The following is a 24,490-nucleotide window of genomic DNA, read 5'->3' as shown; positions in this document are numbered from 1 at the left end:
TTCGCGTTTTTGTTGATGGATTGCGCCCGTTCGGACGATGCCTCAGGCGAGCAGCGCCTGGCCGGTTGCCGGGTCGAACAGGTGCAGCGCGTCGTCGTCGACGGCAAATGCCGCGACGTCACCCTGGCCGACCCTGGCTCCTGGCGCAAGACATGCGGTGAGCTTTTGCGGGCCGATGCGCGCGGTGGCGACAAGTTCGGGTCCGGTCAGTTCGACCACTTCGATCCGCACCGGCAGCACATGGCCGCCGGCCTGGTCGCCTGCCTGGTCAAGTGACGCCAGCCGCAGCGCCTCCGGCCTGATGCCGAGCGCAAGCCGCGTCTTGTCCTGGACAACTGGGGCCTGGATGAGTGGCCTGAAACGGTCGGGCAAACGCAAGCGAAACTCGGATCCGACGATTCGTAACGCGCCATTGTCGACCTCGACGTCGATTATGTTCATCGGCGGGGCGCCGACGAAGCCGGCGACATAAAGCGTGGCGGGCTGGTTGTAGATCTCTTCCGGCGTGCCGAGCTGTTCGATGCGCCCATCCTTCATCACCGCGATGCGTGTCGCCAGCGTCATCGCCTCGATCTGGTCGTGGGTGACGTAGACGACGGTCGTCTTCAGCATCTGGTGCAGACGCTTGAGTTCGGTGCGCATTTCGAGCCTGAGCTTGGCATCGAGATTGGACAGAGGCTCGTCGAACAGGAACACCTGGGGCTTGCGCACCAATGCCCGGCCGATGGCGACGCGCTGGCGCTGGCCCCCGGAGAGCTGGCTCGGCTTGCGGTCGAGCAAGGGCTCGATCTGCAGCAGGCGCGACGCCTCCGCGACGGCCTTCTCACGTTCGGCAAGCGGCACCTTGCGCATCTCCAGGCCGAAGCCGATGTTCCGGCGCACGCTGAGATTGGGGTAGAGCGCATAGGACTGGAACACCATGGCGATGTCGCGGTCCTTGGGATGAACGCCGAGGATGGACCTGCCGGCGATGCGGATGTCGCCGCTGGTGGCTTCGGCAAGCCCGGCTATGATGTTGAGCAGCGTCGATTTCCCGCAACCCGACGAGCCGAGCAGGACGAGGAACTCGCCGCTCTGCAGCGCGATGTCGATGCCTTTCAGCGTCTCGACCGCGCCGTAGCTCTTGCGGATGTTCTGGATGTCGAGCGCACTCATGCAAATTCGTCCCTGATCTCGGGCAACCCGCCATAGAGGCGGGGCAAGGTGGAAATGGCACGCGAGGCGACCTGCACGCCCGCGGTGAGGCAGGCAGCCAGCGGCCGGTCGCCGGCAAGCGCTGCCAGGAAGGCGGCATTGAAGACGTCGCCGGCGCCGATCGTGTCGATGACCGTGACGACGGGTGCTGTCACCGACACCAGTTCGCCGCCGGGACCGATGGCGACGGCGCCGTCCGGACCGCATTTGACGACCAGGATCGCGCCTTCGGGCATGCTGCGCCACAAGGCGACTGCGGCTTCGGCCGGACTGTCGAGGCCTGCAAGGGTCGTTGCCTCGACTTCGTTCAGCAACGCACAGTCGCAATGCGCAAGCCATGTCCGCGTCAAGGCGCAGTTGTACTCGGTCCAGCCGTCGGGTGGCCAGCCGGTGTCGAGCACGACCGAGATGCCATGGCCATGCGCCCAGTCGAAGAAGGCGTCGTAGTCGCGCGTAAGCTCGGTGGTCAGGAACGCACCACAGAGCAAGGCGTAGCCGCCGCAAAGCTGCGCGCCGTCGAGCACCGACAACACATCGGCCAGGCTGAAGCGGGGCAGGTGGCCATGGGTGGTGAAGAAGGTGCGTTCGCCGTCGGGATGGGTGATGCCGACCGAAAGCGTGGTGCGCTCGGCAGCGACCGGCCATCTGGCGGCCCGATCGCCGAAGGCGTCGCGCAGCCACAGGCCGAACTGGTCGTTGCCGACATTGGCTGCGATCTCGAAGTCGACGCCGAGCGCATCCCAGGCAAGCGCGCTGTTGCCCGCCTGGCCGCCGACCCGCAACTCGTCATGGTCGACGATGATCTCCGTTCCTGCCCTCGGCCAGGGTGCTGTCGGCCCCAGGATGAGGTCGACATTGACGTTGCCGATGACAGCAAGCGGACGCATTCATTCGCTCCGCGTGATCTTGGTCGAGCGCACCGGCGTGCCGGCGTCGTCGACACGGGCATCGGCAAAGGCGATCATCAGCCGCTGGGCTGTCGGCAGCATGGCAAAAATGGCGTCCATGCCGGTTGCCGGCTTGAAGGCAAGGGTCGTCGCGCCCGCCACCGGCGCCTCATCAGAGGAATCGAAGATGACGACGGGCGCACCGGTCTCGACGGCCGAGATCGCCATGGCAGTGACAAGCGGTGCCGTCGGGTCCTTGCCCCGGAACAGCACGACCCCGATGTTGGGCCCGAGCATCTCCATCGGCCCGTGCCGCAGCTGTCCGCCCTCGAGCGAAAAGCACGGCCGCCGCGACAGTTCGGTCAGCCCAAGCGCCAGCGCCTCGGCAACGCCCTGCAGGCGTCGCCCCGAGGTGACGACGGTGTCGACATCGGCCAAAGCCTTGAGCGCGGGACCGACATCGACGACCTCGGGCAGTTGCAGGGCGACAAGCGCCCCGCCCGGATGTTCGCCAAGCGCGGCGAGAATGGCGAGGTGAAGCGAAAGCGTCACCGTCAGGCTGCGGGTCGCGGCAAAGGCGAGCTCGGTGCCGCCGACGCCGACCAGCGAAGGTGCTGTCCGGGCCAGGAACGAGCCGGCCTCCAGCGTCAGCCCGAAAGTCTCGCTGTTGCCGCCCGTCTCGGTGAACCAGCGCAGCACCTCGGCACTTTCGCCCGACTGCGACGTCATGATCACCGTGCGGCCATCGAGCGAGAGCCCCTGGCCGAGTTGCTCCGACAGCGGCAGGGCAATGGCGTCGATGCCGAGCGCGCGATAGAGCGGCTCGACCGCCCGGCCGACGGCATGCGAGCCGCCCATGCCGAGCAGCAGCAGCCTGCCGGTCCTTTCGAGCGAGGCGGCGACCCGGGCCGCCATTCCGGCGTTTTCGGCGAAGGACGCCAGCGCGTCGCCATTCTGCCGCGCCATTTCGCGGTCGATGGCCAAGAGGCCGTCCGGTCTGGGCTTCGGTGAGGTCATGGTCGTCATCCTTTCACGCCGCCGCTGGTCAGGCCCGAAATCAGGGCACGCTGCATGACGAGCCCGATCAGCACCGGCGGCAAGGCCGCCAGCACGCCTGCGGTGGCAATCAGACCGTAATCCGAGACGCGGCCGCCGGCGAGGTCGGCGATGGCGACAGTCAGCGTCTTGGCGCGCAGGTCGGAGGTAAACAGCAGCGCATAGAAGAACTCGTCCCAGGCCAGGAGCAGCGCAAACAGGGCCGACGTCGCGACAACGGGTGCTGCCAGCGGCAAGGTGATGATGCGCAGCGTCTGGAACAGGCTGGCGCCGTCGATCATCGCGGCTGCTTCGATCTCGCGCGGGATGGCATCGAAGCCCGATTTCATCAGCCAGGTGGTGAAGGGGGCGAGGATGGTGAGATAGACCAGCGCCAGGCCGAAAATGTTGTTGAGCATGCCGAAATAGGCCAGGCCCATATAGAGCGGCACGGCGAGCGCCACCGGCGGCAACATGTAGGTGGCGATCACCACCGACAGCGACCAGCCGACCTGAGGCGTGCGCGACACCGCCCAGCCGGCCGGGATGGCAAGCGCAATCGCTGCAATCGTCGCCATGCCGGCGATCTTAAGGCTATTCCAGAGGGAGGCCGTGAAGGCGGCGCCGGCGCTGTTTTCGACTGATGAAAGCAGCAAGGCGTAGCGGGAAAAGTCGACCTCCGCGGGCCACCAGCGCAACGGCTTGGCCGACAGGTCGGCCGTCGGCGAGATGCTCATGACGAACAGCCACAGCACCGGCGCCAGGATGACGACCGCCAGAAGCAGCGCTGCGGCATGGATGAAGATGGTGAAGGGCAGGCTCCTGCGTTCCATCAGCTCGCACTCCCCGCAGCTTTCCTGACAAGGGCCGCATAGGCGACGGCCAGCACGGTGACCAGCAAGGTGACGATCAGCGCCAGCGACGCGCCCGAGCCGGCGCGCTGGAACGAAAACGCCTCCTGGTAGACCAGGATCGACAGCGTGCGCGTCGAATTGGCCGGCCCGCCGCGCGTCATCACCCAGATGATGTCGAACACCTTGAAGGCCTCGATGGTGCGCAGCACCAGTGCCACCAGAAGCGGGCCGACGAGATAGGGCAGGATGACGAAACGGAAGCGCGCGATCGGCCCGGCGCCGTCGACCATCGATGCCGCGGTGATGTCGCGCGGCACGGCCTGCAAGGCTGCAAGGGCAATGAGGGCGACGAGCGGAAAGTTCTTCCAGCAGTCGGCGACGATCAGCGCTGCCAGCGCGGTGTTGGGCTCGCCGAGCCAGGAGCGGTAGGCGTCGAGCAGGCCTGCCTGGGTCAGTGCCGCGTTCAATGCGCCATATTCGGGATTGTAGATCAGCCGCCACAGCGTGGCGTTGACCACTGTCGGCAGCGCCCAGGGCAGGATCATCAGCGCGCGCAGGACGGTGCGGCCGTAAAACTGCTGGTTCAAGAGCAGTGCAGCGAGCACGCCGAGCACCATCTCCGCCGCCACCGAGATGACCGCGAACCATGTCGTGGTCACAAGCGTGCGCTGGAAGTTCGCGCCGGACAGCATCTTCACGTAGTTGTCGAGGCCGACGAAGCTGCCCTCGGTGCCGACGAGCCTGGCGTCGGTGAAGGACAGGCGGATCGTGTCGACGAGGGGCCAGCCGATGACTGATATCATGACCACGAGCAGCGGCAGCATCAGCAGCCATGCCCGGGTCGTCATCCATGAGCCCGACATGAGGCGCCTTTTTACTTGATACGGCGGGGCCGGGCGGCCGCAGCCGCCCGGAAATTTGGGGCAGTAAAGCTTAGAGACCGCTGTTTTCGGCAGCGCTCTTGAGCGCGTCTTCGGGCTTTGCCTGGCCGAGCAGCGATTCCTGGATCGCCTGCTGCAGCGCCGTCGACAGCTCCTGGTATTTCGGCGTCGTCGGGCGCGGATACATCGCCGCAAGGCCGAGCTTGGCAGCGGCGATCAGCTCTTCCTGGCCCTTGGTCACTTCAGGATCGTCATAGGACGAGGCCCAGATCGGCAGAGAGAGCTTTGCATACTGGTTCTGGGTTTGCTGCGAGGTCATGAAGGTGATGAACTTCCAGGCTTCCTCGGGATGCTTGCTGGCTGTGGTGATGCCGAGGCCCATCGAGCCGTTGACCGCCGAGACCTCGCTTTTGCCCGCAACGCCCGGCGCCGGCACGACGCCGACCTTGCCCGCGACCTTGCTGTCCTTGGGGTCGTTGGCCATGTTGTACATGTAGGTCCAGTTGAGCGCGAAGGCGGCTTCGCCGTTCTGGAACACCTTGCGCACGTCCTCTTCGAGGAACTCCTTGGAGTTCGGGTTGGTCAGGCCCGAGCTGTAGCTCGTCACCATGTAGTTCAGCGCATCGAGCCCGCCGCCGCTCTGGAAGGCCGGCTTGCCGTCCTTGATGAAGTCGCCGCCATAGGCGCTGACCAAAGTGGTGTAGTCGCAGATCGCCGCTTCCGCCTGCGACCAGCTCCACGAGATCGGCGTTGCCAGCAGGCCCTTGTCCTTGATGATCTTGGCCTGCTCGGCCAGTTCGTCCCAGGTCTTGGGCGGGCTCTTGATGCCGGCCTTTTCAAGGATTTCCTTGTTGTAGAACAGGTACTTGGTGTCGAGAATCCACGGCATGCCGTAAGACTTGCCGTCATAGGTGACGGTGGTCCAGGCGCCTGGAAGCACACCCTTCTTCATCTCCTCGGTGATGCGCGCGGAGACGTCGACGAGCACATTGTTGGAGGCATATTCGGCCGGCCAGATGACGTCGAACAGCACCACGTCGTAGCCGCCCGACCCCTGGGCCAGCACTGTCTTGTCGTGCAGGCCTTCGTAAGGCACGAATTCGAGATTGACCTTGATGTCGGGATTGGCCTTGCTGAAGGCTTCAGTCATCGCCCGCACGTCGGCCTCGCTATACGCCGCCTGGGCCATGAACAGCGCGTTGATCGAGGTTTCGGCAAAGGCATGAGGCATGAAGGCGCCGCCGACGAAAGCCGCGCCGAGCAATGTCCTGCTAATCGATTTCAACATTTGATCCTCCATTTTTGACTTATGCAAATCCGTCCGGCGGCGCGCGTCACGCTGCCGTCTCGCCTGGGAAAGCACGGGGCCTTGGCCTCGCGATCTGTCGCAAGCGGCTGTCCTGGTCGAAAAATGCGGCGGCTCCAGCCGCCTTTGGTTCCCTGGAACTCTCGCGGTTCCTTATTAAGTCAACTGACTTGACTTATTACTTCTGCAATTATCATTGGAGTCAAGAGGGGAAAACAGTTGAGCGACATCAGCCCGATCCGCGCCACCAGCGGCACCAACCAGGAGGGCACCAGCGCCCACAATCGCCGTGTCATGATGGACGCGTTGCGGCTCAACGGAGCGCTGTCGCGGGCCGACCTGGCGCGGGCGACGCAGCTGACCAAGCAGGCCGTGTCCAACATCATCGAGGAGCTGGAACGCGACGGTTTCGTCGTCTCGCTCGACGCGGTGAGAAAGGGCAGGGGCCAGCCCTCGACGCCTTACCGTCTGGTGCCCGAAGGCGCCTTTGCCATCGGCCTGCAGATCGACCGCCACCTGACCCGCGCCGTCGCCGTCGACCTTGTCGGCACGGTTCTGGTGCGCGCCGAGGCCAAGCTGCCGCCCGACGATCCGCATGGCGGCGTCAAAATCATTCTCGGCGTGGTCGAGAGCATCAGGCGCGACCTCGCCGCGATCTCGGCGCTATCCGAAAAGCGCATCGTCGGCCTGGGTGTCGCCATGCCCGGTCCGTTCGGGCTGGAGGAGTTCGGCGACAACAAGTGGATGATGCCGGCCTGGCAGAAATATCCGCTGCTGGAGACGCTGGCCGCCGGCACCGGCCTCGACATCAGCCTGCAGAACGACTCCGCCGCCTGCGCCATCGCCGAGCGCATGGTGGGCGCCGCGCATGGGCTCGATCACGCCGTCTGCCTCTATGTCGGCTACGGCATCGGCGCCGGCCTGATCCTCAATGGCGAGCTCTACCGGGGCGGCAGCGGCAATGCCGGCGAAATCGGCATGGCGCTGCTGTCGCCGCGCGGCAGCGACGGTGCGGTGCTCGAGCATCGGGCCTCGCTGGCCTCGCTCTACCAGCAGCTGGAGCTCGACCCGTCCGAAACCGGCCTCTACGACCATGTCGCGGCGCTGGCCCTGGCCGAAGACCCGGCGCTGGTCGCCTGGGTCAGGGACGCGGCCATGGATCTGCGCTGGAGTGTCCAGCTCATCGAAACGCTTTTCGACCCGGAGACGGTGATCCTGACCAGTGGCGCGCCCGAGGCCCTGGCCCGTCTGATCGTCGAGGCGATGCTGCCGCTGCCGCTGTCGATCGCCAATCGCCCAGGGCGGACCTTGCCGCGCCTGCAGCTCGGCATCACCGACCCCTGGTCGATCGCTCTTGGCGCCGCCGCCGAGCCGATCGGCCGCGCCTTCGACCCACGCTTTTCGGCGATCCTCAAGACCCGTTCGGGCGGCTAGGGATTTTGCGCGTCGGTTCCTGATGTGAAAATAATTTGACAGGAAGGCAAATCTGCGTTTGCATCGGCCTGCCTGATGATGCGAGCGCGCGAGCTTTCGCTCAGGCGGGGAGAGATGCCGCGACAAGGCAATCTCCCGCACAGCATGATCAGAGCAGCCCGCTCAACCTACCAGTCGATGACGATCCGGAACTCGCAATTCCAGGGACAGGGCTCATAGCGCGACGAAGCTGACAACCAGCTGCGTCGGAGTGAATGAGAACCGACCTGGAGAAGCTGCATGTCCGTAGACCTGCTCGTGCGTGACGCATATGTGTATGTCGATCGCGGCTGGGAAATCGCCGACGGCTGGATCGCCGTCAAAGACAAGAGAGTCCATTCCGTGGGCAAGGCCGGCGACGAGCCGGTCGCCGCAAAGACCATCTCGGCGCGTGGCCGGCTGGTCACGCCGGGCCTGATAAACGCCCACCACCACATGTACCAGAACCTGACGCGGTCCTACGCGCCGGTGACCAACGGTTCGCTGTTCGAGTGGCTGACCGGGCTCTACCCGATGTGGGCCGGGCTGACCGAGGAATCGGTCTATGCCTCCACCTATGTCGCGATGACCGAGCTTTTGATGGGCGGCTGCACCACCTCGATGGACCACATGTATGTCCATCCCAGGCCCAGGCTGATCGATGCCCAGATCCGCGCCAGCACCGACATCGGCTTCCGTTTCTATGCGACACGCGGGTCGATGACGCGCTCGGTCGAGGATGGCGGCCTGCCGCCTGCCTCGGTGGTGCAGCGCGAGGACGACATCCTCGAAGACAGCATCCGGCTGGTGGAGAGCTACCACGATGCCGGGCCGGGCGCGATGACGCGCGTGGCGCTCGCGCCTTGCTCGTTGTTCTCCGTGACCGAGCGGATCATGTCGGAATCGGCTGGGTTGGCCGACAAATATGATCTCAGGCTGCACACCCACCTCGCCGAGGACCCCGAGGAGGACAGATATTGCGCCGAGGTCTATGGCTGTACGCCGACCGAATATTTCGAGCGTGTCGGCTGGGCCAGCAAGCGCTCCTGGGTCGCGCATTTCATCTATCCGACTGATGCCGAGATCGGACGCCTCGCACATGCCGGCGTCTGCGCCACCCAGTGCCCCTGTTCGAACATGCTGATCGGCGGCGGCTCGGCCGACGCCATGGGGCTGCGCGCCCGCGGCATGCGCGTCGGCCTTGGCTGCGATGGCTCGGCTTCGACCGACCATGCGTCGATGTGGCTGGAGGCGCGCACGGCGCTGTTGCTCGGACGCTATCGCAACGGCCCGCATTCGATGTCGGCGCGCGATGCACTCGACATCGCGACGCGCGGCGGTGCTGCCTGTCTCGGCTGGGAGGATGAGATCGGCCATCTCAGGCCGGGCGCCTGTGCCGACCTTGTCGTCTGGAGCATGTCGGACGTGGCGCTTGCCGGCGCCCACAGCGATCCGGTCGAGGCCTGGCTGCGCTGCGGCCCTGCCGTTGCCGGCACCACCGTCGTCGCAGGCAAGGTGCTTGTCGAGGACTGCCGTCCGGTCATGGCCGAACTCGGCGACGTGCTGCGGGAGCATGCCCGCCATTCGCGCCGCATGCAGTGCCTCGAGGCCTGACCGTCACCAGCTCATTTCACCTGATGCCGCCGAGGCGGCTCATACTTCTGGGAGGAGGTATATCAATGACTGATCATGTTCATGCTCATATGGGCGAGCTTGAAGCGGTCGACGGCGTGGTCGGGGATGTCGAGGAGGTCATCCCCGCCAGGCGTCGCTTCGCATTGGGACTGCAGCAGGCGCTCGTGTCGAACGCCTGGCTCGATCCCATCTTCATCGCTTCGGTGGCGGGGTTCTCCGCCACCCTGGCGACAAATCTGGTGACCGCCACCTTTCTTGCCGCAGGCGTGGTCACCGTCATACAGAGCACCAGGCTGGTCCGCTTGCCGGTGGTGCAGGGGCCGTCCTCGGCCTTTTCGCCATTGGCCATCGGCTATTACAAGGCCGGGACGATTTCCGCGGCAAGCCTCGGCCTGATCATCGGCGCGGCACTCGTCTTCGTTGCCGCCGTTTGCGGCCAGTTCGCCAGGCTCAGGCGGCTGCTGTCGCCGGCCGTCTCCGGAACGATCATCACCCTTGTGGGGGTCGCACTGGCGGGTTTCACCTTCATGGAGTTCTTCGGCGGCATCGGCTCGCCAGGCTTTGCCACGGGATCGAGCCTGTTCCTGGCCTGTGTGACGACGGCGGTGGTGCTGGTCAGCGCCGCTTTCGGCGGCACCTTGCGCATGTTCGGCTTCCTGACGGCGCTGATCGTTGGCGACGTGCTGGCCCTTGGCCTCGGGCTGCTTGACTTCTCCGCCGTCGGCCAGGCGCCCTGGCTGGCCTTCCCGAAACTGCTGCCCTATGGCGCGCTGACCTTCGACCCCGCGATTACCATCACCATGTGCATCGTCTTCATCGTTGCCGTCGTCGAGGCGATGGGCATGTATGAGGCGACGGCGCGGCTGACAGGCACAGAACTCGACGATCGCCGCGTCAATGCCGGCATAGCAGGCGAAGCCGGCGGTTCGATGCTGGCTGCCCTGATTGGCGGTTTCGGCACCACAGCATACGCCCAGAATCTCGGCGTCATCAGGCTGACCGGCGTCGCCAGCCGCCATGTCGTCCGCGTCGCCGGCTTCATCTTCATCGCCCTGGCATTCCTGCCCAAGGTCGCAGCGGTGCTGGTGGCGACACCGGCCGCGGTTGTCGGCGGGCTGTTCCTGCCGGCGGCGGCAACCGTGGTCATGACCGGCATCCAGATGGCGAGCCAGGACCGGGGTTCACCTGTCAAGAACATGGTGGCCCCGCTCGGCCTGATGGCGGGCTTGGGCATTCCTGCGCTGGCCGGGGCCCTGTCGGGCGGGCTGCCTGAGATCCTCGGCGAGATGCTCGCGCATTCCATCGTGGTCGGCGCGGTGACCGTCGTGGTTGCCGAGATCGTCCTGGTTCGCCTTCCCGAGTTCCTGCGCGCGCGCTGAAACAGGAGCAGCCGGGCCGAGGATCCGTCGTCGCTCGGCTGGGGCATGGACGCGGCGATGGACTCGCGCTCGGCGCTGACGCCGAGCGCGATCGGCCCACGCCGTTCGGCGACCCCAAGGACGCGTTCGGAGTGTCAGCCGAGCATTGCCGGGCTGAAGCGCGCGCCTTCCTCATGGATCCGGTTGACCGGCATCAGCGGGTGGGTGAAGCCGATCTGGGCCGTCTCATCGGCGACGGCTGCAGGTGGTCGCCGTCGCCATCAGGTTCGGCATGGTCACAACGCTGTCCATGTCAGTCCTCCGCATCGATGCCGCCGATGCAGGCATATTTGAGCTCGGTGAATTCGAGGATGCCGTGATGCGAGCCCTCGCGCGAATTGCCGCTTTCCTTGACGCCGCCGAAGGGCGCCAGCTCGGTCGAGATCAGTCCGGTGTTGATGCCGACCATGCCGAATTCAAGCCGCTCCATCATGCGGAACACCCGTGCCGAATCGCGCGTGAAGAAATAAGCTGCGAGGCCGGTCTCGGTGGCGTTCGCGGCCTGCAGCACCTCGGCCTCGGTGTCGAAGCAGAATACGGGTGCCAGCGGCCCAAAGGTTTCGTCCTGGGCCAGCAGCATGTCGGCGGCAGCGCCGGTGATGACTGTCGGTTCGAAGAAGGTGCCGCCGAGCGCGTGGCGCTTGCCGCCGGCGGCAATCTCGGCGCCCTTGCCGAGCGCGTCCGCGATATGCGCTTCGACCTTGGCGACGGCGCGTTCCGAGATCAGCGGCCCCTGGACGACGCCGTCGTCGAAGCCGCAGCCGACCCGCAGCTGCTTCACCCGCTCCGTCAGCCTGGCGACAAAGACGTCATGGACGGCCGACTGGACATAGATGCGGTTGGTGCAGACGCAGGTCTGGCCGGAGTTCCTGAATTTCGACGCCATCGCGCCTTCGACCGCGGTGTCGATGTCGGCGTCGTCGAAGACGATGAAAGGGGCATTGCCGCCAAGCTCCAGCGCGACACGTTTGACCGTGCTTGCCGCCTGCCGCATCAACAGCTTGCCTGTCGGCGTCGAGCCGGTGAAGCCGACGAGGCGGACGGCCGGATGCGAGGTCAGCACGCCGCCAATGGCGACCGCGTCACCTGTGACGACGTTGAAGGTGCCGGCGGGAAAGCCGGCGCGGCGCGCCAGTTCGGCCAGGGCGAGAGCGGTCAGCGGCGTTTCGGGCGCCGGCTTGACGACGACGGTGCAGCCTGCGGCGAGCGCCGGGGCGACCTTGCGGGTGATCATCGCCGCCGGGAAGTTCCATGGCGTGATCGCCGCGACCACGCCGAGCGGCTGGCGCTGCACCAGGATACGGGCGTCGGGGCGGTGCGACGGCAGGATCTCGCCGGCAATACGCTTGGCCTCCTCGGCATAGAATTCGACATAGGAGGCGGCATAATCGATCTCGCCGAGTGCCTCGGCGAAGGGCTTGCCCTGTTCGCTGGTCAGGATGGTGGCAAGGTCGCTGCGTGCCGCAACGATCAGCTCGAACCAGCGCCGCATTGTTGCCGATCGCTCCTTCGCCGTCTTCGCCGCCCAGGGCCGGAACGCCCTGGAAGCTGCCTCGACGGCTTGGGTGGCTGCGTCCGCGCCAAGGTTGGGGACATGGGCGATGACGGCGCCAGAGGCCGGATCGGTGACAGGCGTGTCGGCAGACCCGACAAAGCAGCCGTCTATGAAGGCCTGCGTCTTCATGAGGCCATTGTCTTCGAGCGTGCGCATGACGGCTCCTAGGCGTTGGCGGAGACGAGGGCGCGTTCGAGGAGGTCCAGCCCCTCCTTGAGCTGCGCATCGGAAATGGTCAGCGGGCAGAGCAGGCGGATGGTGTTGCCGAAGACGCCGCATGACAGCAGCACCAGCCCGTGGCCGAGCGCTGCCTGCACGACTTTCTTCGTCTTCTCGGCATCCGGCGTATTGGTGCCGCGCCGTGTCACGATGTCGAAGGCGATCATCGCGCCGGGGCCGCGGATCGACGCCATCGGCACGGCGTCGTTGCGCTGCGACATCCGCTCCAGTGCAGCGTGCATCGTCGCGCCGATCTCATTGGCACGGGCGACAAGGCCTTCGTCCTTGATGATGTCGAGCACGGCGAGGGCGGCCGCACAGGCGACCGGATTGCCGGCATAGGTGCCGCCCAGCCCGCCCGGTTCGGCAGCGTCCATGATCGCCGCGCGCCCGATGACGCCGGCCAGCGGGAAGCCACCGCCGAGCGCCTTGGCGACGGTGATGATGTCGGGTTCGATGCCGGAATGTTCGATGCCGAACATCTTTCCGGTGCGCGCAAATCCCGTCTGCACCTCGTCGGCGATCAGCACGATGCCGTGCGTGTCGCAAATCTTGCGGAGTTCCGCCAGAAGCTCGGTGGGGGCGGGCCAGAAGCCGCCTTCGCCCTGGACCGGCTCGATGATGATCGCAGCGACATCAGACGGCGCGATGTCGGCGCGGAACAGAAGCTGCAGCGCGCGCAGCGCATCCGAGACGTCGACATCCAGCGGCGTCGCCGGGAACGGGACGTGATAGACGCCGGCGGGCGAAATGCCGAACTTCTGCTTGTAGGGCGCAACCTTGCCGGTCAGCGCCATGGTCATCGCAGTGCGGCCGTGGAAACCGCCGGCAAAGGCGATGATGCCGGGCCGGCCGGTCGCTGCCTTGGCGATCTTGATGGCGTTCTCGACAGCTTCTGCGCCGGTCGAAAACAGGAGGGACTTTGCCTCGCCGGAGAAGGGCGCCAGCGCGTTCAGGCGCTCGCACAGCGCGACATAGGGTTCGTAGGGCAGCACCTGGAAGGCGGTATGGGTGTAGGCGTCGAGCTGCTGCTTCGCGGCGGCGATCACCTTGGGGTGACGGTGGCCGGTATTGAGCACCGCGATGCCGGCGGCGAAATCGATGTAGCGGCGCCCCTCGACGTCCCAGATCTCGGCGCCTTCCGCCTTGCCGGCAAAGACGGGGAAGGCCGTTGCGACGCCGCGTGCGACTGCCGCCGACCGGCGGGCCAGCAAGGTGGTGTTGGTGGTCATGGGGAGGTGCTCCGTAAGATTCTGGCGGCAACCTAGCGGCATTCCTTGGCAAGCAGTGCGCGATTGATTTAGATGCTGTGGTGCCTACAGTGCACCACAGACTGTCCAGGGGCCTCTGCTTGAACACCGACATTCGAAAACGCCGGTCCGTCGAGAAAGACCAGCCGCATCAGGCCATGCCGCCGCTGCAGATGATCCGCGCCTTCGAGGCGGCGGGGCGGATGGGCTCGATGCGCAAGGCGGCCGACGATCTCGGCGTCAGCCACTCGGTGGTCAGCCGCCATGTCAAGAACCTCGAATTCTGGATGGCGGTTAAACTCGTCGTGTCCAGTCCCCGGGGCCTCAGGCTCACCCGCGAAGGCGAGATTTTCCATGCCGCCATCTCGACGGCCTTCGAGCTGATCGCTGCAACGACGGCCGAACTTCGTCCGCCCTCGCATCGGCGGACGCTCAGGCTGTGGTGCATGCCTGGCCTGGCGACGCGCTGGCTGGGGCCGAGGCTGCCTGAGATGCAGCATCTGCTTGGCGACACGGAACTGGTGTTTCGCGCCATCGACCGCCTGCCGGATTTCTCGGTCGGCGAGGCCGATGTGATGGTCGGCTTCGGCGACCCCGACGACCTTCCTGTCGGAGCGACCTTGCTCGTTCATCCCAGGATGTTTCCGGTGGCCAGCCGGCAATGGCTGGATGCGGCAGGTCCCCTGGAAAGCATTGCTGCACTTGTGCGGGCACCGCTGATCCACGAGGAAAACCGCCAGCAATGGGCCGACTGGTTTCGCAAGGCCGGCGTGGCGCATGACGCGCTGCAGGGGCCGCGCCTTTGGGATGCCAGCCTTGGCTTCGAAGCCGCTCTGGCCGGGCAGGGTGTCGCGCTGGCGACACGGCTGACGACAGGCGACGAAATGGCCAGGGGCCGCCTCGTCGAGCTGTTCGACACCGACATCCGGCTCGGCGCCTATTATTTCATCGCCGCACCGGCCCGCCGAAAGGACAGGGCGATCCGCAAGCTGCATGACTGGCTGGCCGGCGAATTGATGCGATCGGAGGCTGCCGCAGCGTCTTCCAGCGATAGGTCGGCAGCAACTGGAGCTGTCGGCCCGACGCTTTGAACCATACCGCGAAAGAAGGACCAGCAGCCCGGTGATGCCGCGCTGCTACCGAGCTTTCAGGATGCGCAGCACGCATCTGATCGAAGCCGGCGTTTGATCAAGCGCCGGAACGAGCGGCGACAGTCGAAACAGATGTCGCTGGTCAACGGAGCGACAGTCCTTCGACCGGTCTGCGCGACATGCTGGTCAGTCCACGTCGAGGCTGACCGGGCCGACCTCGCGATCATCTGCGATGGCGTAGTCGATGCGCAGGATACGGCCCGAAAAATCCGGGTTCGTCTGCCTGTCCGGATCGACCGGTTCGGCGTTGCTGCGTCCAAAGGTAAGCGGCGACAGCGACAACCTGAGCAGGGTGCGGTCGAACACATGTTCGCCGGCCGGCTCGCCGTCGACCGTCAGGCGGCCGCGTCCCTTCAGCGTGCCGGTCTTTTCGAAGTCGAACACGACGGTCGTCTTGCCGAGCGGGATCTCCCGGTCGGAGACGAGGCGGGTGACCTCGAAGCCGGCATAGTTGTAGGTGTAGACCAGCCGGTTCGCGACGATGTCGAGCGCGTAGCCACCATGGCAGCTGCCGAAGCAGACAAGCGCGCCGCCCTGGTTTTTGTCCGTGCGCTCGATCTCGATCGATATGCGGTGCGAGACGTCCTGCGTCATCGGCGCCGCTTCCGCGGGGATAGACGAGATCGGCGGGAAAAAGCTGCATTCGTTGCGCCAGCGTGGTGCGCCGGGCCGGTAGGGCGGCTTGAACAGCACGTCGCTGTCGTCGAGCGGCATGACGCCGTAGCGGCCGGCTTCCGCCCACCAGCGTTCCTTCATCTCGGCGAGCTTTTCCGGCTTTTCGCCGGAGAGGTCGCGCAGCTCGGAAAAATCCTCGTCGAGATGGTAGAGCTCCCAGCGTTCGCTGTCGAAATCGTCGCCGGCCTTGTGCTGCGTCACCGCTTTCCAGCCGCGATGCCAGATGCTGCGATGGCCGTACATCTCGAAATATTGCGACTGCTTGGCGGTCGCCGCATCGGGCGCGTGGAAGGAATAGGCAAAGCTCTCGCCATGGATCGGCATCTGCGCCACGCCGTTGATGCTTTCGGGCGCGGTGACGCCGCAAAGCTGCATGATTGTCGGCGTGATGTCGGTGACATGGGTGAACTGGCTGCGCACCTCGCCCTTGTCGGCTATGCCAGAAGGCCAGGAGAAGATCATCGGGTCGCGCACGCCGCCGCCATGGGTGAAGCTCTTGTAGAGCTTGAGTGGCGTGTTGGACGCCTGCGCCCAGCCCCAGGGATAGTTGCCCGAACTGCGCGCCGTGCCGATCTCGGCCAGGCGATCGCGCGACACGGCATAGTCTTCAGGCAGGCGGTTGAACCAGCGCAGCACGTTTGTCGTACCGTCCGGATCGCAGTCGGTGGAGGCGCCATTGTCCGAAATCAGCACGATGATGGTGTTGTCGCGGATGCCGGTGCGGTCGAGGAAGCCGAGCACCCTGCCGAAGGCGGCGTCGGTGTGGCCCAGAAGCGCGGCATAAGCCTCCTGCATATGCTCCGAGACCTCGCGCTCTTCGGGAGAAAGCTCGGCCCAGGCGCGCACGCCGGGATTTGGCGGCGGCAGTTCGGTGCTTTCCGGCACGAGGCCCATCGCCTTCTGCCTGGCCAGCCTCTGTACGCGTTCTTCGTCCCAGCCATGGCCGAAGCGGCCGCGATATTTGGCCAGCGTCGATGCGGGCGCCTGGTGCGGGAAATGTCCGGCACCGTAGCAGAGATAGAGGAAGAACGGCTTGTCGGGCCAGATCGCCATCTTGTCGGCGATGTAGCGCACGGCGCGGTCCGACAGGTCGTCGGACAGATGGTAGCCCTTTTCAGGCGTCGCCGGCGGCGGAATCTGCTGGTTGTCCTGGCAGAGTTCCGGGTGGAACTGGTCGGTGCTGCCATTCATGAAGCCGTAGAAGCGTTCGAAGCCGCGGCCGAGCGGCCACTGGTCGAAGGGGCCGGCGGCATTGGCGTTTTCTGTCGGTGCAAGGTGCCATTTGCCGACGGCATAGGTCGCGTAGCCTTGCAGCTTGAGCATTTCGGCGAGCGTGCCGGCGCGGTGACTGATCGCGCCGCGGCCGGAGGGCCAGCCCATGTCGGCATTGGCCAGATAGCGCATGCCGACCGAGTGGTGGTTACGTCCGGTCAGCAGGCAGGCGCGTGTCGGGGAACACAGTGTGGTGGTGTGGAAATTGCTGTAGCGCAGGCCGGTGTCGGCGAGGGAATCGAAGTTCGGCGTGTCGATCGACGAGCCGAAACAGCCGAGGTCGGAGTAGCCGACGTCGTCGAGAACGACATAGATGACATTCGGCTTGCCGGCAGGGCCGCTGGGGATGTCGGCATAGTCGCGCTCGGATTCGTGGTGCGTGCGGCCGATATGGCCGCGAAATTCGGAAGTCATGCTCTGTCCCGATCTTGTGCGATGGTCGCCGGGCCGCAACAGGAGGGCGGCCCGGCCGATTGGATCAATAGCCGGTGACGCCGCGCAGATAACGCTTGAGCAGCGTCCGCCCGAGCAGCCGCCACAGGCGGTCGGTGGCAAAGCCGAGAAGGCCGAGCGCGATGATGGCCGCGAACATCCAGTCGACCTGGAAGTAGAGGCGCGAGGTCCAGATGATGTAGCCGAGCCCGGCATCGGCGGCGAGCATTTCGGCGGCCGCGATCACCAGGAAGGACGAGGCGAGCGCCAGCCGCATGCCGACATAGATCGAGGGCAGGGAGGCCGGGATCATCACCTTGAAGAACACCTGCCGCTCATTGGCGCCGAGGCAGCGGGCGGCGTTCAGCTTGTCCTGCGAGATCGAGGACACGCCGCTGGCCGTGTTGACCATGACGATGAAGGCCGTCGCATAAGCGATCAGGATGATCTTCGACATCTCGCCGACGCCGAACCAGATGATGAACAAGGTCACCAGCGCAATGGCCGGAACGAAGCGGAAGAAGTGGATGAACGGGTCGACCAGGTGACGCGCCACCGGCGAGACGCCGACGGCGAGCCCGATCGGAATGGCAATGGCGCTGCCGAGAAACCAGCCCGAGAGAATGCGCATCATCGACACCAGGATGGACTGGGTGAGGGTGCCCTCGGCCAGCATCTGTCCGGCGCCGTTGAGGACGGCGAGCGGTGCAGGCAGGAACATCGGGTCGACCAGCCAGGTCGAGGCCATCTGCCAGAAGATCACGACGACAGCGACGCTGAGCGCCGACCACGCGTAGGATGGCATCAGTTTTGCTCCCATTGCGAAGCCGCCTCCCTTTCGATGTCGCCCTCGATCGCCTTGACCGCATCGGCGAAACGGCTGTCGAGGTCATCGCGCGGATAGGGCAGGTCGATGTCGTAGATGCGGGTGATGTTGGCACGCGGGCCCCGGCTCATCACCGCGACACGCTGGCCAAGCAGCACCGCCTCGCGAATGTCGTGCGTGACATAGACCATGGTGCAGCCGGTCTCGCGCCAGATCCGCGTCAGCTCCTTCTGCAGCACGCGGCGTGTCAGCGCGTCGAGTGCTGCAAACGGTTCGTCGAACAGGATCAGCTCAGGTTGGGCTGCCAGCGTGCGGGCGATCTGCACACGCTGCTTCATGCCGCCGGACAGCTCATGCGGAAATTTCTGCTCGTGGCCGCGCAGGCCGACGAGGTCGACGTAGCGCTGCGCCATTTCAAGGCATTCGGCGCGCGGCTTGCCCGCGACGCTGGGGCCGAAGCCGATGTTTTCGGCGACCGTCAGCCACTGGAACAGCGGCTCCTCGATCGACTGGAACACCATGCCGCGCCGCCGGTCGGGGCCGGCGATCGTCTCGCCATTGGCGAGCACGCGGCCTTCGGTCTGCTTTTCGGTCCCGGCAACGATCTTGAGCAAGGTCGACTTGCCCGAGCCGCTGGGGCCGACGAGCACGAAGAATTCGCCTTGCGCGACCGCGACGGAGAGGTCGGCCAGGATCAGCTCGCTGCCTGCCTTCTGGCCGGGATAGGCCATGCCGACCTTGTCGAAGACGACCGCAGGCATGGCAGCTCCGGGCGTGGCCGCGCTTGTTTGATTGTTTGTCATCGCCGGTCCGCTCAGTTGCCCAGCTTGACCAGGTCGGGGGCAGCTTGCTCAAGGAATTTCGGATTGACGCCCGTTTCGAAGCTGACCGGCTGTGCTTTCGTCTTGGCCAGGAAATCAGCGACTTCCTTGAAGCCGGCGCGCTCATAGTCAGTCAGCGCCAGGGCGAATTCATTGTAGTTGAGCAGGTCGCGCACCGTGTCGCGCGGGGCACGCGTGTTCTTGGCGATGAGGGCTGCCGCCTCGTCCTTGTTGGTTGCGATGAACTGGCTTGCCGCATTGAGCGCGCGCAGCGTCGCGACAGTCAATTCCCCGTGCTTTTCGGTGAATTCGGTCTGTGCGGCGATGTAGGCGCTGCTGTTGCGCTTGGCTGCCGCATCGTCGGTCAGCACATAGTGGTTGCCGCCGTCGGTCGATTTCTGCATACCGTCGGCCCAGACGAAGGCGGCGTCGATGCGGCCGGAGCGGAGCGAAGCGACGATCTCGAGCAGGCTGGTGAAGCCGACGATCTCGACCTTGTCCTCGGCTATGCCGTTTTCCTCGAGATATTTCATGGTGATCAGGTGCTGGGCTGTGCCGGTGGCAATGCCGATCTTCTTGCCGGCCAGATCCTTGGCGTCCTTGATGTCGTTGCCGACCACCAGCTTGTGGAAGCCGGGCTTGGAATGGAAGATGCCGGCAAGCACGGTCAGCTTGCCGCCCTGGATGCGCGAGACGATCGGGAAATCGAGCCCGACAGCCATATCGGCGCGGCCGATCAGCAGCGCATCGATCGCCTCGACGCCGGTGGCGAAGGTGGTGATCTGAGCGTCGATGCCTTCCTTTTCGAAGAAACCTTTTTCCTTGGCGACCCAGATCTGGGAGCCGGTGGTGTAGGCGTCGACACCGAAGCGCACAGGCTCCAGGGTCTGCGCCCCGGCCATCCCGGCCGAGAAGAGCATGAGGCTCGATGCGAGACTCAGGACAATTTTGGTGAAGCGGGTCATTTCGGTTCGTCCTCCGGCGAAAGGGCTGAACTGCCCTGAAAATGAACGGGTGCGAGCGCCATCATCTGATGGCTGGCGAGAAGCTGCGGCACCATCCAGGAGCGCGAGGCCAACGGCACGCTGCCATTGCCCGAATGCACGAGCGCCGTGCTCCACAAAAGCGCGTCGCCTTCGCTGACTTCGAGCAATTGGGCGACGTCGGCGGTGGCGTTGATCGCCGAGGTGCGGGTCGACAGCGATGCGCCATCGATGACGGTGAACGGAGCGATGGCGGCGAGCGCGTCGTGTTCCGTGCTCTCGTTGAAGGCGCCTGGTGGCACGCTGCGCGCGAGAAAATGGTCGACGAGAATGCAGGGCTGACCGTTGGCGAGAAACAGCCAGCGCAAACGATGGACTGGCTTCTCGGACGTCAGGCCCAGGATGACGGATATCTCCTTCGGCGCGATGACCTGGTCGCGCTGGATCTCGCGGAAAGATGCCTTCATTCCGGCATTTTCGATCAGGTTCCAGAAGCCGGCGGAGCCGGTCAAGGCGTTGAGGATCGGCGGGTTGGCGATGAAGGTGCCGACGCCGTGCTTGTTCTTGAGCAGGCCCTTGGCCATCAGGTCGGCATAGGCTTCGCGCAGCGAATTGCGGCTGAGGCCGAGTATCCGGGAAATGTCGATTTCCGCCGGCAAGCGGTCGCCGGCAACCAGCTTTTGCTGGCGAATATACTGCAGGACACGTTCGGTGGCAGTTCCCGACATCGCTCTCTCCTCCAAGAGGTAGGACGTCCTACCTTTACGCAGGATCATGAAAGAGTCAAACTCCGCCGATCCATTTTTCGACAGGAAGGCGCCATGTCGTGTTGTTCTCCGGGCCGATCCCTAGGCGATCATGTTGCCGAGCCAGCTGCAGCGCCTGCGCCGCTCGATGCCGGCAGCCAGCCTGACATGGCGTTGATACCGGCTGGGCGCTGGCTTCTCGGCGAGGATCGCTCGATCGCCAATCCTGACGACGGCGAAGGTCCGGTGCTAGCAGTCGACCTTCCGGCGTTCCTGCTCGACAAGACCGCAGTGACCAATCAGGCCTTCGCGTCATTTGTCGGTGCCACCGGCTACGTGACGGAGGCCGAACGCCTGGGCTGGTCTTTCGTCTTCATGGCCCAGATCCATCCTGACGCGGTGATCGCAACCGACGCCGACGCCAGCGCGCCGGACTGGTGGGCGCCGGTTCGCGGCGCCTGCTGGCATCAGCCCGATGGCACAGGTTCCAGCTGGCGTGACCGGCGCGACCATCCGGTCGTCCATGTCTCATGGAACGACGCCGTTGCCTTCGCAAACTTCGCCGGCAAGCGACTGCCCACGGAAGCCGAATGGGAAGCCGCGGCGCGCGGTGGGCTTGAGCGGGCGATCTATGCCTGGGGCGACGAACTCAATCCCGGCGGCCGTCACATGTGCAACATCTGGCAAGGGCGCTTTCCGCTCAGCAACAGCGCCGAAGACGGCTACCTCGCAACAGCGCCGGCGCGCAGCTTTCCGCCCAATGGCTTCGGCCTCTACAACATGCTCGGCAATGTCTGGGAATGGACCGCTTCGCCCTGGTCGGGCGAGCCGACCGGATTGATGGCCATGCGCGGCGGCTCCTATCTGTGCCACGCCAGCTACTGCAACCGATACCGGGTCGCGGCACGGACCGGCAACCACCACGGCGCGACCTCGAGCCATCTCGGTTTTCGCTGCGCTGGCGACCTTGTCGGGCAGTGATCGACCATGCCTGATCCGAATGGAGGTCCATAACCACATGGAATGAGTTCGCCGAAGCATGTTATGGTGTGGAGCCGCGGAACGCGGTCTATCCTCGCAGAAACTAGGTCGTTGGGTTTGTCTGATTGGAGGATATAGATGATCAGCCGACGTTCACTTCTGGCAGCTGCCAGCATCATCTCGCTCGCCTCGCTGGGGCTTGCAGGCGTGGCTCCCGCTTATGCCCAGCAGAAGCAGGTCAAACTGCAACTCGCCTGGCTCTTCAATGGAGCCGCCGCCGGCGAAATCGTCGCCTTGAAGAAGGGGTTCTTCGCTGAAAAGGGCCTCGACGTCGAGATCCTTCCCGGTGGCCCGAACTCCAACACGGTGCAGGAGACGCTCTCCGGAGTGGCGCAGATCGCCACCGCCTATGCGCCCGAGATCATGTATGCTGCAAACCAGGGGCTGCCGATCAAGACCTTCGGCGCGGCCTTCCAGAAAGCGCCGCTGACCTTCTATTCGCTCGGCGAATCCAACATCAAGTCGGTGGCCGACTGGAAGGGCAAGCGCATCGGCGCGAGCCAGGGCGCGACCGCGCAGATCAAGGTCGTGCTCGACCATAACGGAATGAAGCTCGACGACATCACCTTCATCCAGGCCCAGATCCCCGGCCTGCTCCAGGGGCAGGTCGACGTCGTCGCCTCCTGGCCGACCAACGTTGCCCAGAACGTGCCGATCGTACAGAATCCGGGTGGCTACAACACCCAGAGCATCTGGGACAACGGGCTGCAGTTCCAGTCCAACTACTACATCGCCCGCACCGACCTGATCGGCTCCGACAGCGACATGCTGGTGAAGTTCCTCGAGGCCTGCGACAAGGGCTGGGCCTATGCCGCCGACCATCCCGAAGAGGCCATCGACATGGTTGCCTCGATGTCGAGCGCGATCGACAAGGACAAGGAGCTCGCCTCGCTCAAGGTCATCGTGTCGGACTTCATCTACACCGACGAAACCCGCGAGCACGGCTTTGCCAACATCAGCAAGGACCGCTGGAATGCGACGCTGCAGACCTACGCCAAGATCGGCGAGATCAAGTCCGAACTGACGGCGGACGACGTCTTCGACGGCAGCATCCTTGCGGCAGCACAGAGGACGAAGCGGTGAACATGATGGCGACAATCGCTGCTTCCGGGGCCACCCGTTCCGGCGACGCCCACTCTGGCGACGTCGGTCTCTCTCAGGCACGCAACGCCATCGAGATCGACAATGTCGCGGTGACGTTTGGCGGCAGCTCGCGGGCGGTGCGGGCCATCGACAATGTCTCGCTGACGGTTCGCGAAGGCGAGTTCGTATCGCTGATCGGCCATTCCGGCTGCGGCAAGTCCACCTTGCTGCGCACCATCGCCGACATCATCGCGCCGACCGAAGGCAAGGTTGCCATATTCGGCGGAACGCCGGCGGCGGCGCGCGCCTCGCGCACATTTTCCATGGTGTTCCAGCAATCGGTGCTGATGCCCTGGGCCAAGGTGATCGACAATGTCCGCCTGCCGTTCGAGGTGGGCGGGGCCAACCCGAAGGCCGGCAACTTCATGGACCCGCATGAGGCGCTGAAGCTTGTCGAGCTGGAAGGCTTCGAGGATGCCTTGCCGTCGGAGCTGTCCGGCGGCATGCGCCAGCGCGTCTCGATCGCGCGGGCGCTCGTCACAAGGCCGAAGGTCCTGCTCATGGACGAGCCTTTCGGCGCGCTCGACGAGCTGGTGCGCGACACGCTGAATGTCGAGCTGCTGCGGATCTGGAAGCAGAGCGGGATGACCATCGTCTTCGTCACCCATTCGCTGCATGAGGCGGTTTTCCTGTCGCAGCGTGTCGTGGTGATGAGCCGACGTCCGTCGCGGATCGGCGGAATTCTCGAAATCGACCTGCCGGAAGAGCGCGACCTTGCCCTGAAGGACGCCCCTGAACTGGGCCACCACGTCGCCAGGCTGCGCGACATGCTGGGAGCTGGATAAGCCATGAGCGTTGACCGTTCCATCGAAACCGCCGCCCCATTGCCTCGCATCTGGAGCATCCTCCCAGGCCCCGAAGTGATGCGTGCGCTCGGCATGGCAGTGCTCGGGCTGTCGCTGACGCTGGTCCTGTGGCAGCTCGTCGTCACGCTGTTCGGCGTGCCGTCCTATCTGGTGCCCGCGCCGACCGACGTCGCCGGCGCGCTGTCGCGTGACCTGCCGCTGCTTGTCGAAGCAGCCGTTCCGACAATCACTGAAGCCTTTCTCGGCTTTCTCCTCGGCAACACCGTTGCCCTGCTGGTGGCGGTGTCTTTCGTCTACAACAAGGTCATCGAGGAGATGTTCTATCCCGTCGCGATCCTGATCAAGACGATCCCGATCGTCGCGATTGCGCCGGTGCTCAAGATCATCCTCGGCAACGGCATCGAGCCGAAGATCGTGATCGCAGCACTGATCTGCTTCTTCCCGACGCTGGTCAATTCGGTCCGCGGCTTCCGCGCCGTCAATCCGCAGTTGCTCGAACTGATGCATGTCCTGTCTGCGTCGAAGACCGAAGTATTCCTCAGGATCCGCATCTACAGCGCGCTGCCCTACATCTTCTCGGCGCTCAAGATTTCGGTGACGATGTGTGTGCTCGGCGCGATCGTCGGCGAGTGGATCGGCGCCAACCAGGGCATCGGTTATCTCCTGCTGCAGAGCATGTTCGACTTCAACGCGCCGCGGCTGTTTGCGACGATCCTGACGGCGTCTGTCATCGCCATCACCGGTTTCGCCATCGTCTCGATGCTCGAGAAGTGGGTCATCCGCTGGGATCCCGGCGCCGCGATGTAGTCTCCGCAGCAGAAAGTCCATGGACCCGGCTTGCCCCAGGGCCGGCCGGGTTTCGATCGATGCGGCATGGTCGATGAACGCGATGCGGCATCTCCGGTTTG

The 24,490-nt window shown here is 65.0% G+C and carries 21 protein-coding genes; 8 read left to right on the top strand and 13 right to left on the bottom strand.

Going from position 1 to position 24,490, the window contains the following annotated elements; all coding sequences use genetic code 11:
• Positions 1 to 42: 42 nt before the first annotated feature.
• The 6 genes from IG197_RS04105 to IG197_RS04080 form a co-directional block, all read right to left on the bottom strand.
• On the bottom strand, positions 43 to 1,155 hold the full coding sequence (locus IG197_RS04105; protein WP_192317126.1) for an ABC transporter ATP-binding protein: 1,113 nt from the start codon (positions 1,153 to 1,155) through the stop codon (positions 43 to 45).
• Positions 1,152 to 2,081, bottom strand: a complete 930-nt coding sequence (locus IG197_RS04100; protein WP_192317124.1) for a PfkB family carbohydrate kinase — start codon at positions 2,079 to 2,081, stop codon at positions 1,152 to 1,154. The genes IG197_RS04105 and IG197_RS04100 overlap by 4 nt, the downstream gene beginning before the upstream one ends.
• The gene (locus tag IG197_RS04095; RefSeq protein ID WP_192317122.1) at positions 2,082 to 3,098 is read right to left on the bottom strand and encodes an SIS domain-containing protein; all 1,017 of its coding nucleotides are present in this window, start codon (positions 3,096 to 3,098) and stop codon (positions 2,082 to 2,084) included.
• A 5-nt stretch (positions 3,099 to 3,103) separates the two neighbouring features.
• A complete protein-coding gene (locus IG197_RS04090) occupies positions 3,104 to 3,949 on the bottom strand; it encodes a carbohydrate ABC transporter permease (RefSeq protein ID WP_192317120.1) in 846 nt (281 codons plus the stop codon).
• Positions 3,949 to 4,833 (bottom strand): carbohydrate ABC transporter permease, encoded by an 885-nt coding sequence (locus IG197_RS04085; protein ID WP_192317118.1) that lies wholly within the window; start codon positions 4,831 to 4,833, stop codon positions 3,949 to 3,951. Before IG197_RS04085 ends, IG197_RS04090 begins: the two co-directional genes overlap by 1 nt.
• 70 nt (positions 4,834 to 4,903) lie before the next feature.
• Complete coding sequence (locus IG197_RS04080) at positions 4,904 to 6,139, bottom strand: extracellular solute-binding protein (protein WP_067963186.1); 1,236 nt, start codon at positions 6,137 to 6,139, stop codon at positions 4,904 to 4,906.
• A gap of 237 nt (positions 6,140 to 6,376) precedes the next feature.
• Here IG197_RS04080 and IG197_RS04075 point away from each other — a divergent pair, with 237 nt between their 5' ends.
• From IG197_RS04075 to IG197_RS04065, 3 genes are all read left to right on the top strand, one after another.
• Positions 6,377 to 7,591: an ROK family transcriptional regulator gene (locus IG197_RS04075; protein ID WP_192317116.1), complete on the top strand. Its 1,215-nt coding sequence runs from the start codon at positions 6,377 to 6,379 to the stop codon at positions 7,589 to 7,591.
• A 279-nt stretch (positions 7,592 to 7,870) separates the two neighbouring features.
• Positions 7,871 to 9,223 (top strand): 8-oxoguanine deaminase, encoded by a 1,353-nt coding sequence (locus IG197_RS04070; RefSeq protein ID WP_192317114.1) that lies wholly within the window; start codon positions 7,871 to 7,873, stop codon positions 9,221 to 9,223.
• 65 nt (positions 9,224 to 9,288) lie between these two features.
• A complete protein-coding gene (locus tag IG197_RS04065; protein WP_246765300.1) occupies positions 9,289 to 10,623 on the top strand; it encodes a uracil-xanthine permease family protein in 1,335 nt (444 codons plus the stop codon).
• Positions 10,624 to 10,915: 292 nt separating this feature from the next.
• Here IG197_RS04065 and IG197_RS04060 read toward each other — a convergent pair whose 3' ends face one another.
• Complete coding sequence (locus IG197_RS04060; protein ID WP_192317112.1) at positions 10,916 to 12,373, bottom strand: NAD-dependent succinate-semialdehyde dehydrogenase; 1,458 nt, start codon at positions 12,371 to 12,373, stop codon at positions 10,916 to 10,918.
• An 8-nt stretch (positions 12,374 to 12,381) separates the two neighbouring features.
• Positions 12,382 to 13,668, bottom strand: coding sequence for a 4-aminobutyrate--2-oxoglutarate transaminase (gabT, locus tag IG197_RS04055; RefSeq protein ID WP_192317111.1), 1,287 nt, complete (start codon positions 13,666 to 13,668; stop codon positions 12,382 to 12,384).
• 119 nt (positions 13,669 to 13,787) lie between these two features.
• On the opposite strand from gabT, the gene IG197_RS04050 reads away from it, so the two are divergent.
• Positions 13,788 to 14,777 carry a LysR substrate-binding domain-containing protein gene (locus IG197_RS04050; RefSeq protein WP_192317109.1) on the top strand — a complete coding sequence of 330 codons (990 nt, stop codon included), beginning with the start codon at positions 13,788 to 13,790 and terminating at the stop codon, positions 14,775 to 14,777.
• 186 nt (positions 14,778 to 14,963) lie between these two features.
• Here the strand turns inward: IG197_RS04050 and IG197_RS04045 are convergent, their stop codons facing one another.
• From IG197_RS04045 to IG197_RS04025, 5 genes are all read right to left on the bottom strand, one after another.
• Entirely contained in the window at positions 14,964 to 17,198 is a 2,235-nt protein-coding gene (locus IG197_RS04045) for an arylsulfatase (protein WP_192317107.1), read from the bottom strand.
• A gap of 64 nt (positions 17,199 to 17,262) precedes the next feature.
• Entirely contained in the window at positions 17,263 to 18,021 is a 759-nt protein-coding gene (locus IG197_RS04040) for an ABC transporter permease (RefSeq protein WP_067963167.1), read from the bottom strand.
• Positions 18,021 to 18,803, bottom strand: coding sequence for an ABC transporter ATP-binding protein (locus IG197_RS04035; RefSeq protein ID WP_182573704.1), 783 nt, complete (start codon positions 18,801 to 18,803; stop codon positions 18,021 to 18,023). Before IG197_RS04035 ends, IG197_RS04040 begins: the two co-directional genes overlap by 1 nt.
• A 53-nt stretch (positions 18,804 to 18,856) precedes the next feature.
• On the bottom strand, positions 18,857 to 19,828 hold the full coding sequence (locus tag IG197_RS04030) for an ABC transporter substrate-binding protein (RefSeq protein WP_192317105.1): 972 nt from the start codon (positions 19,826 to 19,828) through the stop codon (positions 18,857 to 18,859).
• Positions 19,825 to 20,574, bottom strand: coding sequence for a GntR family transcriptional regulator (locus IG197_RS04025; RefSeq protein WP_192317103.1), 750 nt, complete (start codon positions 20,572 to 20,574; stop codon positions 19,825 to 19,827). The genes IG197_RS04030 and IG197_RS04025 overlap by 4 nt, the downstream gene beginning before the upstream one ends.
• Before the next feature lie 93 nt (positions 20,575 to 20,667).
• Here IG197_RS04025 and IG197_RS04020 point away from each other — a divergent pair, with 93 nt between their 5' ends.
• From IG197_RS04020 to IG197_RS04005, 4 genes are all read left to right on the top strand, one after another.
• Positions 20,668 to 21,573 (top strand): formylglycine-generating enzyme family protein, encoded by a 906-nt coding sequence (locus IG197_RS04020; protein ID WP_371746506.1) that lies wholly within the window; start codon positions 20,668 to 20,670, stop codon positions 21,571 to 21,573.
• Between the two features lie 138 nt (positions 21,574 to 21,711).
• Positions 21,712 to 22,716 carry an ABC transporter substrate-binding protein gene (locus IG197_RS04015; protein ID WP_192317102.1) on the top strand — a complete coding sequence of 335 codons (1,005 nt, stop codon included), beginning with the start codon at positions 21,712 to 21,714 and terminating at the stop codon, positions 22,714 to 22,716.
• Positions 22,713 to 23,561 (top strand): ABC transporter ATP-binding protein, encoded by an 849-nt coding sequence (locus IG197_RS04010; RefSeq protein WP_192317100.1) that lies wholly within the window; start codon positions 22,713 to 22,715, stop codon positions 23,559 to 23,561. Before IG197_RS04015 ends, IG197_RS04010 begins: the two co-directional genes overlap by 4 nt.
• Before the next feature lie 3 nt (positions 23,562 to 23,564).
• Positions 23,565 to 24,389 (top strand): ABC transporter permease, encoded by an 825-nt coding sequence (locus IG197_RS04005; RefSeq protein ID WP_154385401.1) that lies wholly within the window; start codon positions 23,565 to 23,567, stop codon positions 24,387 to 24,389.
• Positions 24,390 to 24,490: the final 101 nt, after the last annotated feature.

Origin of the sequence: Aminobacter sp. SR38 (genome assembly GCF_014843375.1) — a bacterium.
Lineage (GTDB): Bacteria > Pseudomonadota > Alphaproteobacteria > Rhizobiales > Rhizobiaceae > Aminobacter > Aminobacter ciceronei.
This window is presented reverse-complemented; position numbering and strand designations above follow the sequence as displayed.

What these genes read in the sequence shown, in the direction of transcription:
- IG197_RS04105 (WP_192317126.1), bottom strand. Translation starts at nt 1,155, where the DNA reads ATGAGTGCGCTCGACATCCAGAACATCCGCAAGAGCTACGGCGCGGTC.
- IG197_RS04035 (WP_182573704.1), bottom strand. Translation starts at nt 18,803, where the DNA reads ATGCCTGCGGTCGTCTTCGACAAGGTCGGCATGGCCTATCCCGGCCAG.
- IG197_RS04015 (WP_192317102.1), top strand. Translation starts at nt 21,712, where the DNA reads ATGATCAGCCGACGTTCACTTCTGGCAGCTGCCAGCATCATCTCGCTC.
- IG197_RS04025 (WP_192317103.1), bottom strand. Translation starts at nt 20,574, where the DNA reads ATGTCGGGAACTGCCACCGAACGTGTCCTGCAGTATATTCGCCAGCAA.
- IG197_RS04005 (WP_154385401.1), top strand. Translation starts at nt 23,565, where the DNA reads ATGAGCGTTGACCGTTCCATCGAAACCGCCGCCCCATTGCCTCGCATC.
- IG197_RS04065 (WP_246765300.1), top strand. Translation starts at nt 9,289, where the DNA reads ATGACTGATCATGTTCATGCTCATATGGGCGAGCTTGAAGCGGTCGAC.
- IG197_RS04030 (WP_192317105.1), bottom strand. Translation starts at nt 19,828, where the DNA reads ATGACCCGCTTCACCAAAATTGTCCTGAGTCTCGCATCGAGCCTCATG.
- IG197_RS04100 (WP_192317124.1), bottom strand. Translation starts at nt 2,081, where the DNA reads ATGCGTCCGCTTGCTGTCATCGGCAACGTCAATGTCGACCTCATCCTG.
- IG197_RS04060 (WP_192317112.1), bottom strand. Translation starts at nt 12,373, where the DNA reads ATGCGCACGCTCGAAGACAATGGCCTCATGAAGACGCAGGCCTTCATA.
- IG197_RS04080 (WP_067963186.1), bottom strand. Translation starts at nt 6,139, where the DNA reads ATGTTGAAATCGATTAGCAGGACATTGCTCGGCGCGGCTTTCGTCGGC.
- IG197_RS04045 (WP_192317107.1), bottom strand. Translation starts at nt 17,198, where the DNA reads ATGACTTCCGAATTTCGCGGCCATATCGGCCGCACGCACCACGAATCC.
- IG197_RS04040 (WP_067963167.1), bottom strand. Translation starts at nt 18,021, where the DNA reads ATGCCATCCTACGCGTGGTCGGCGCTCAGCGTCGCTGTCGTCGTGATC.
- IG197_RS04090 (WP_192317120.1), bottom strand. Translation starts at nt 3,949, where the DNA reads ATGGAACGCAGGAGCCTGCCCTTCACCATCTTCATCCATGCCGCAGCG.
- gabT (WP_192317111.1), bottom strand. Translation starts at nt 13,668, where the DNA reads ATGACCACCAACACCACCTTGCTGGCCCGCCGGTCGGCGGCAGTCGCA.
- IG197_RS04085 (WP_192317118.1), bottom strand. Translation starts at nt 4,833, where the DNA reads ATGTCGGGCTCATGGATGACGACCCGGGCATGGCTGCTGATGCTGCCG.
- IG197_RS04020 (WP_371746506.1), top strand. Translation starts at nt 20,668, where the DNA reads ATGTCGTGTTGTTCTCCGGGCCGATCCCTAGGCGATCATGTTGCCGAG.
- IG197_RS04070 (WP_192317114.1), top strand. Translation starts at nt 7,871, where the DNA reads ATGTCCGTAGACCTGCTCGTGCGTGACGCATATGTGTATGTCGATCGC.
- IG197_RS04095 (WP_192317122.1), bottom strand. Translation starts at nt 3,098, where the DNA reads ATGACCTCACCGAAGCCCAGACCGGACGGCCTCTTGGCCATCGACCGC.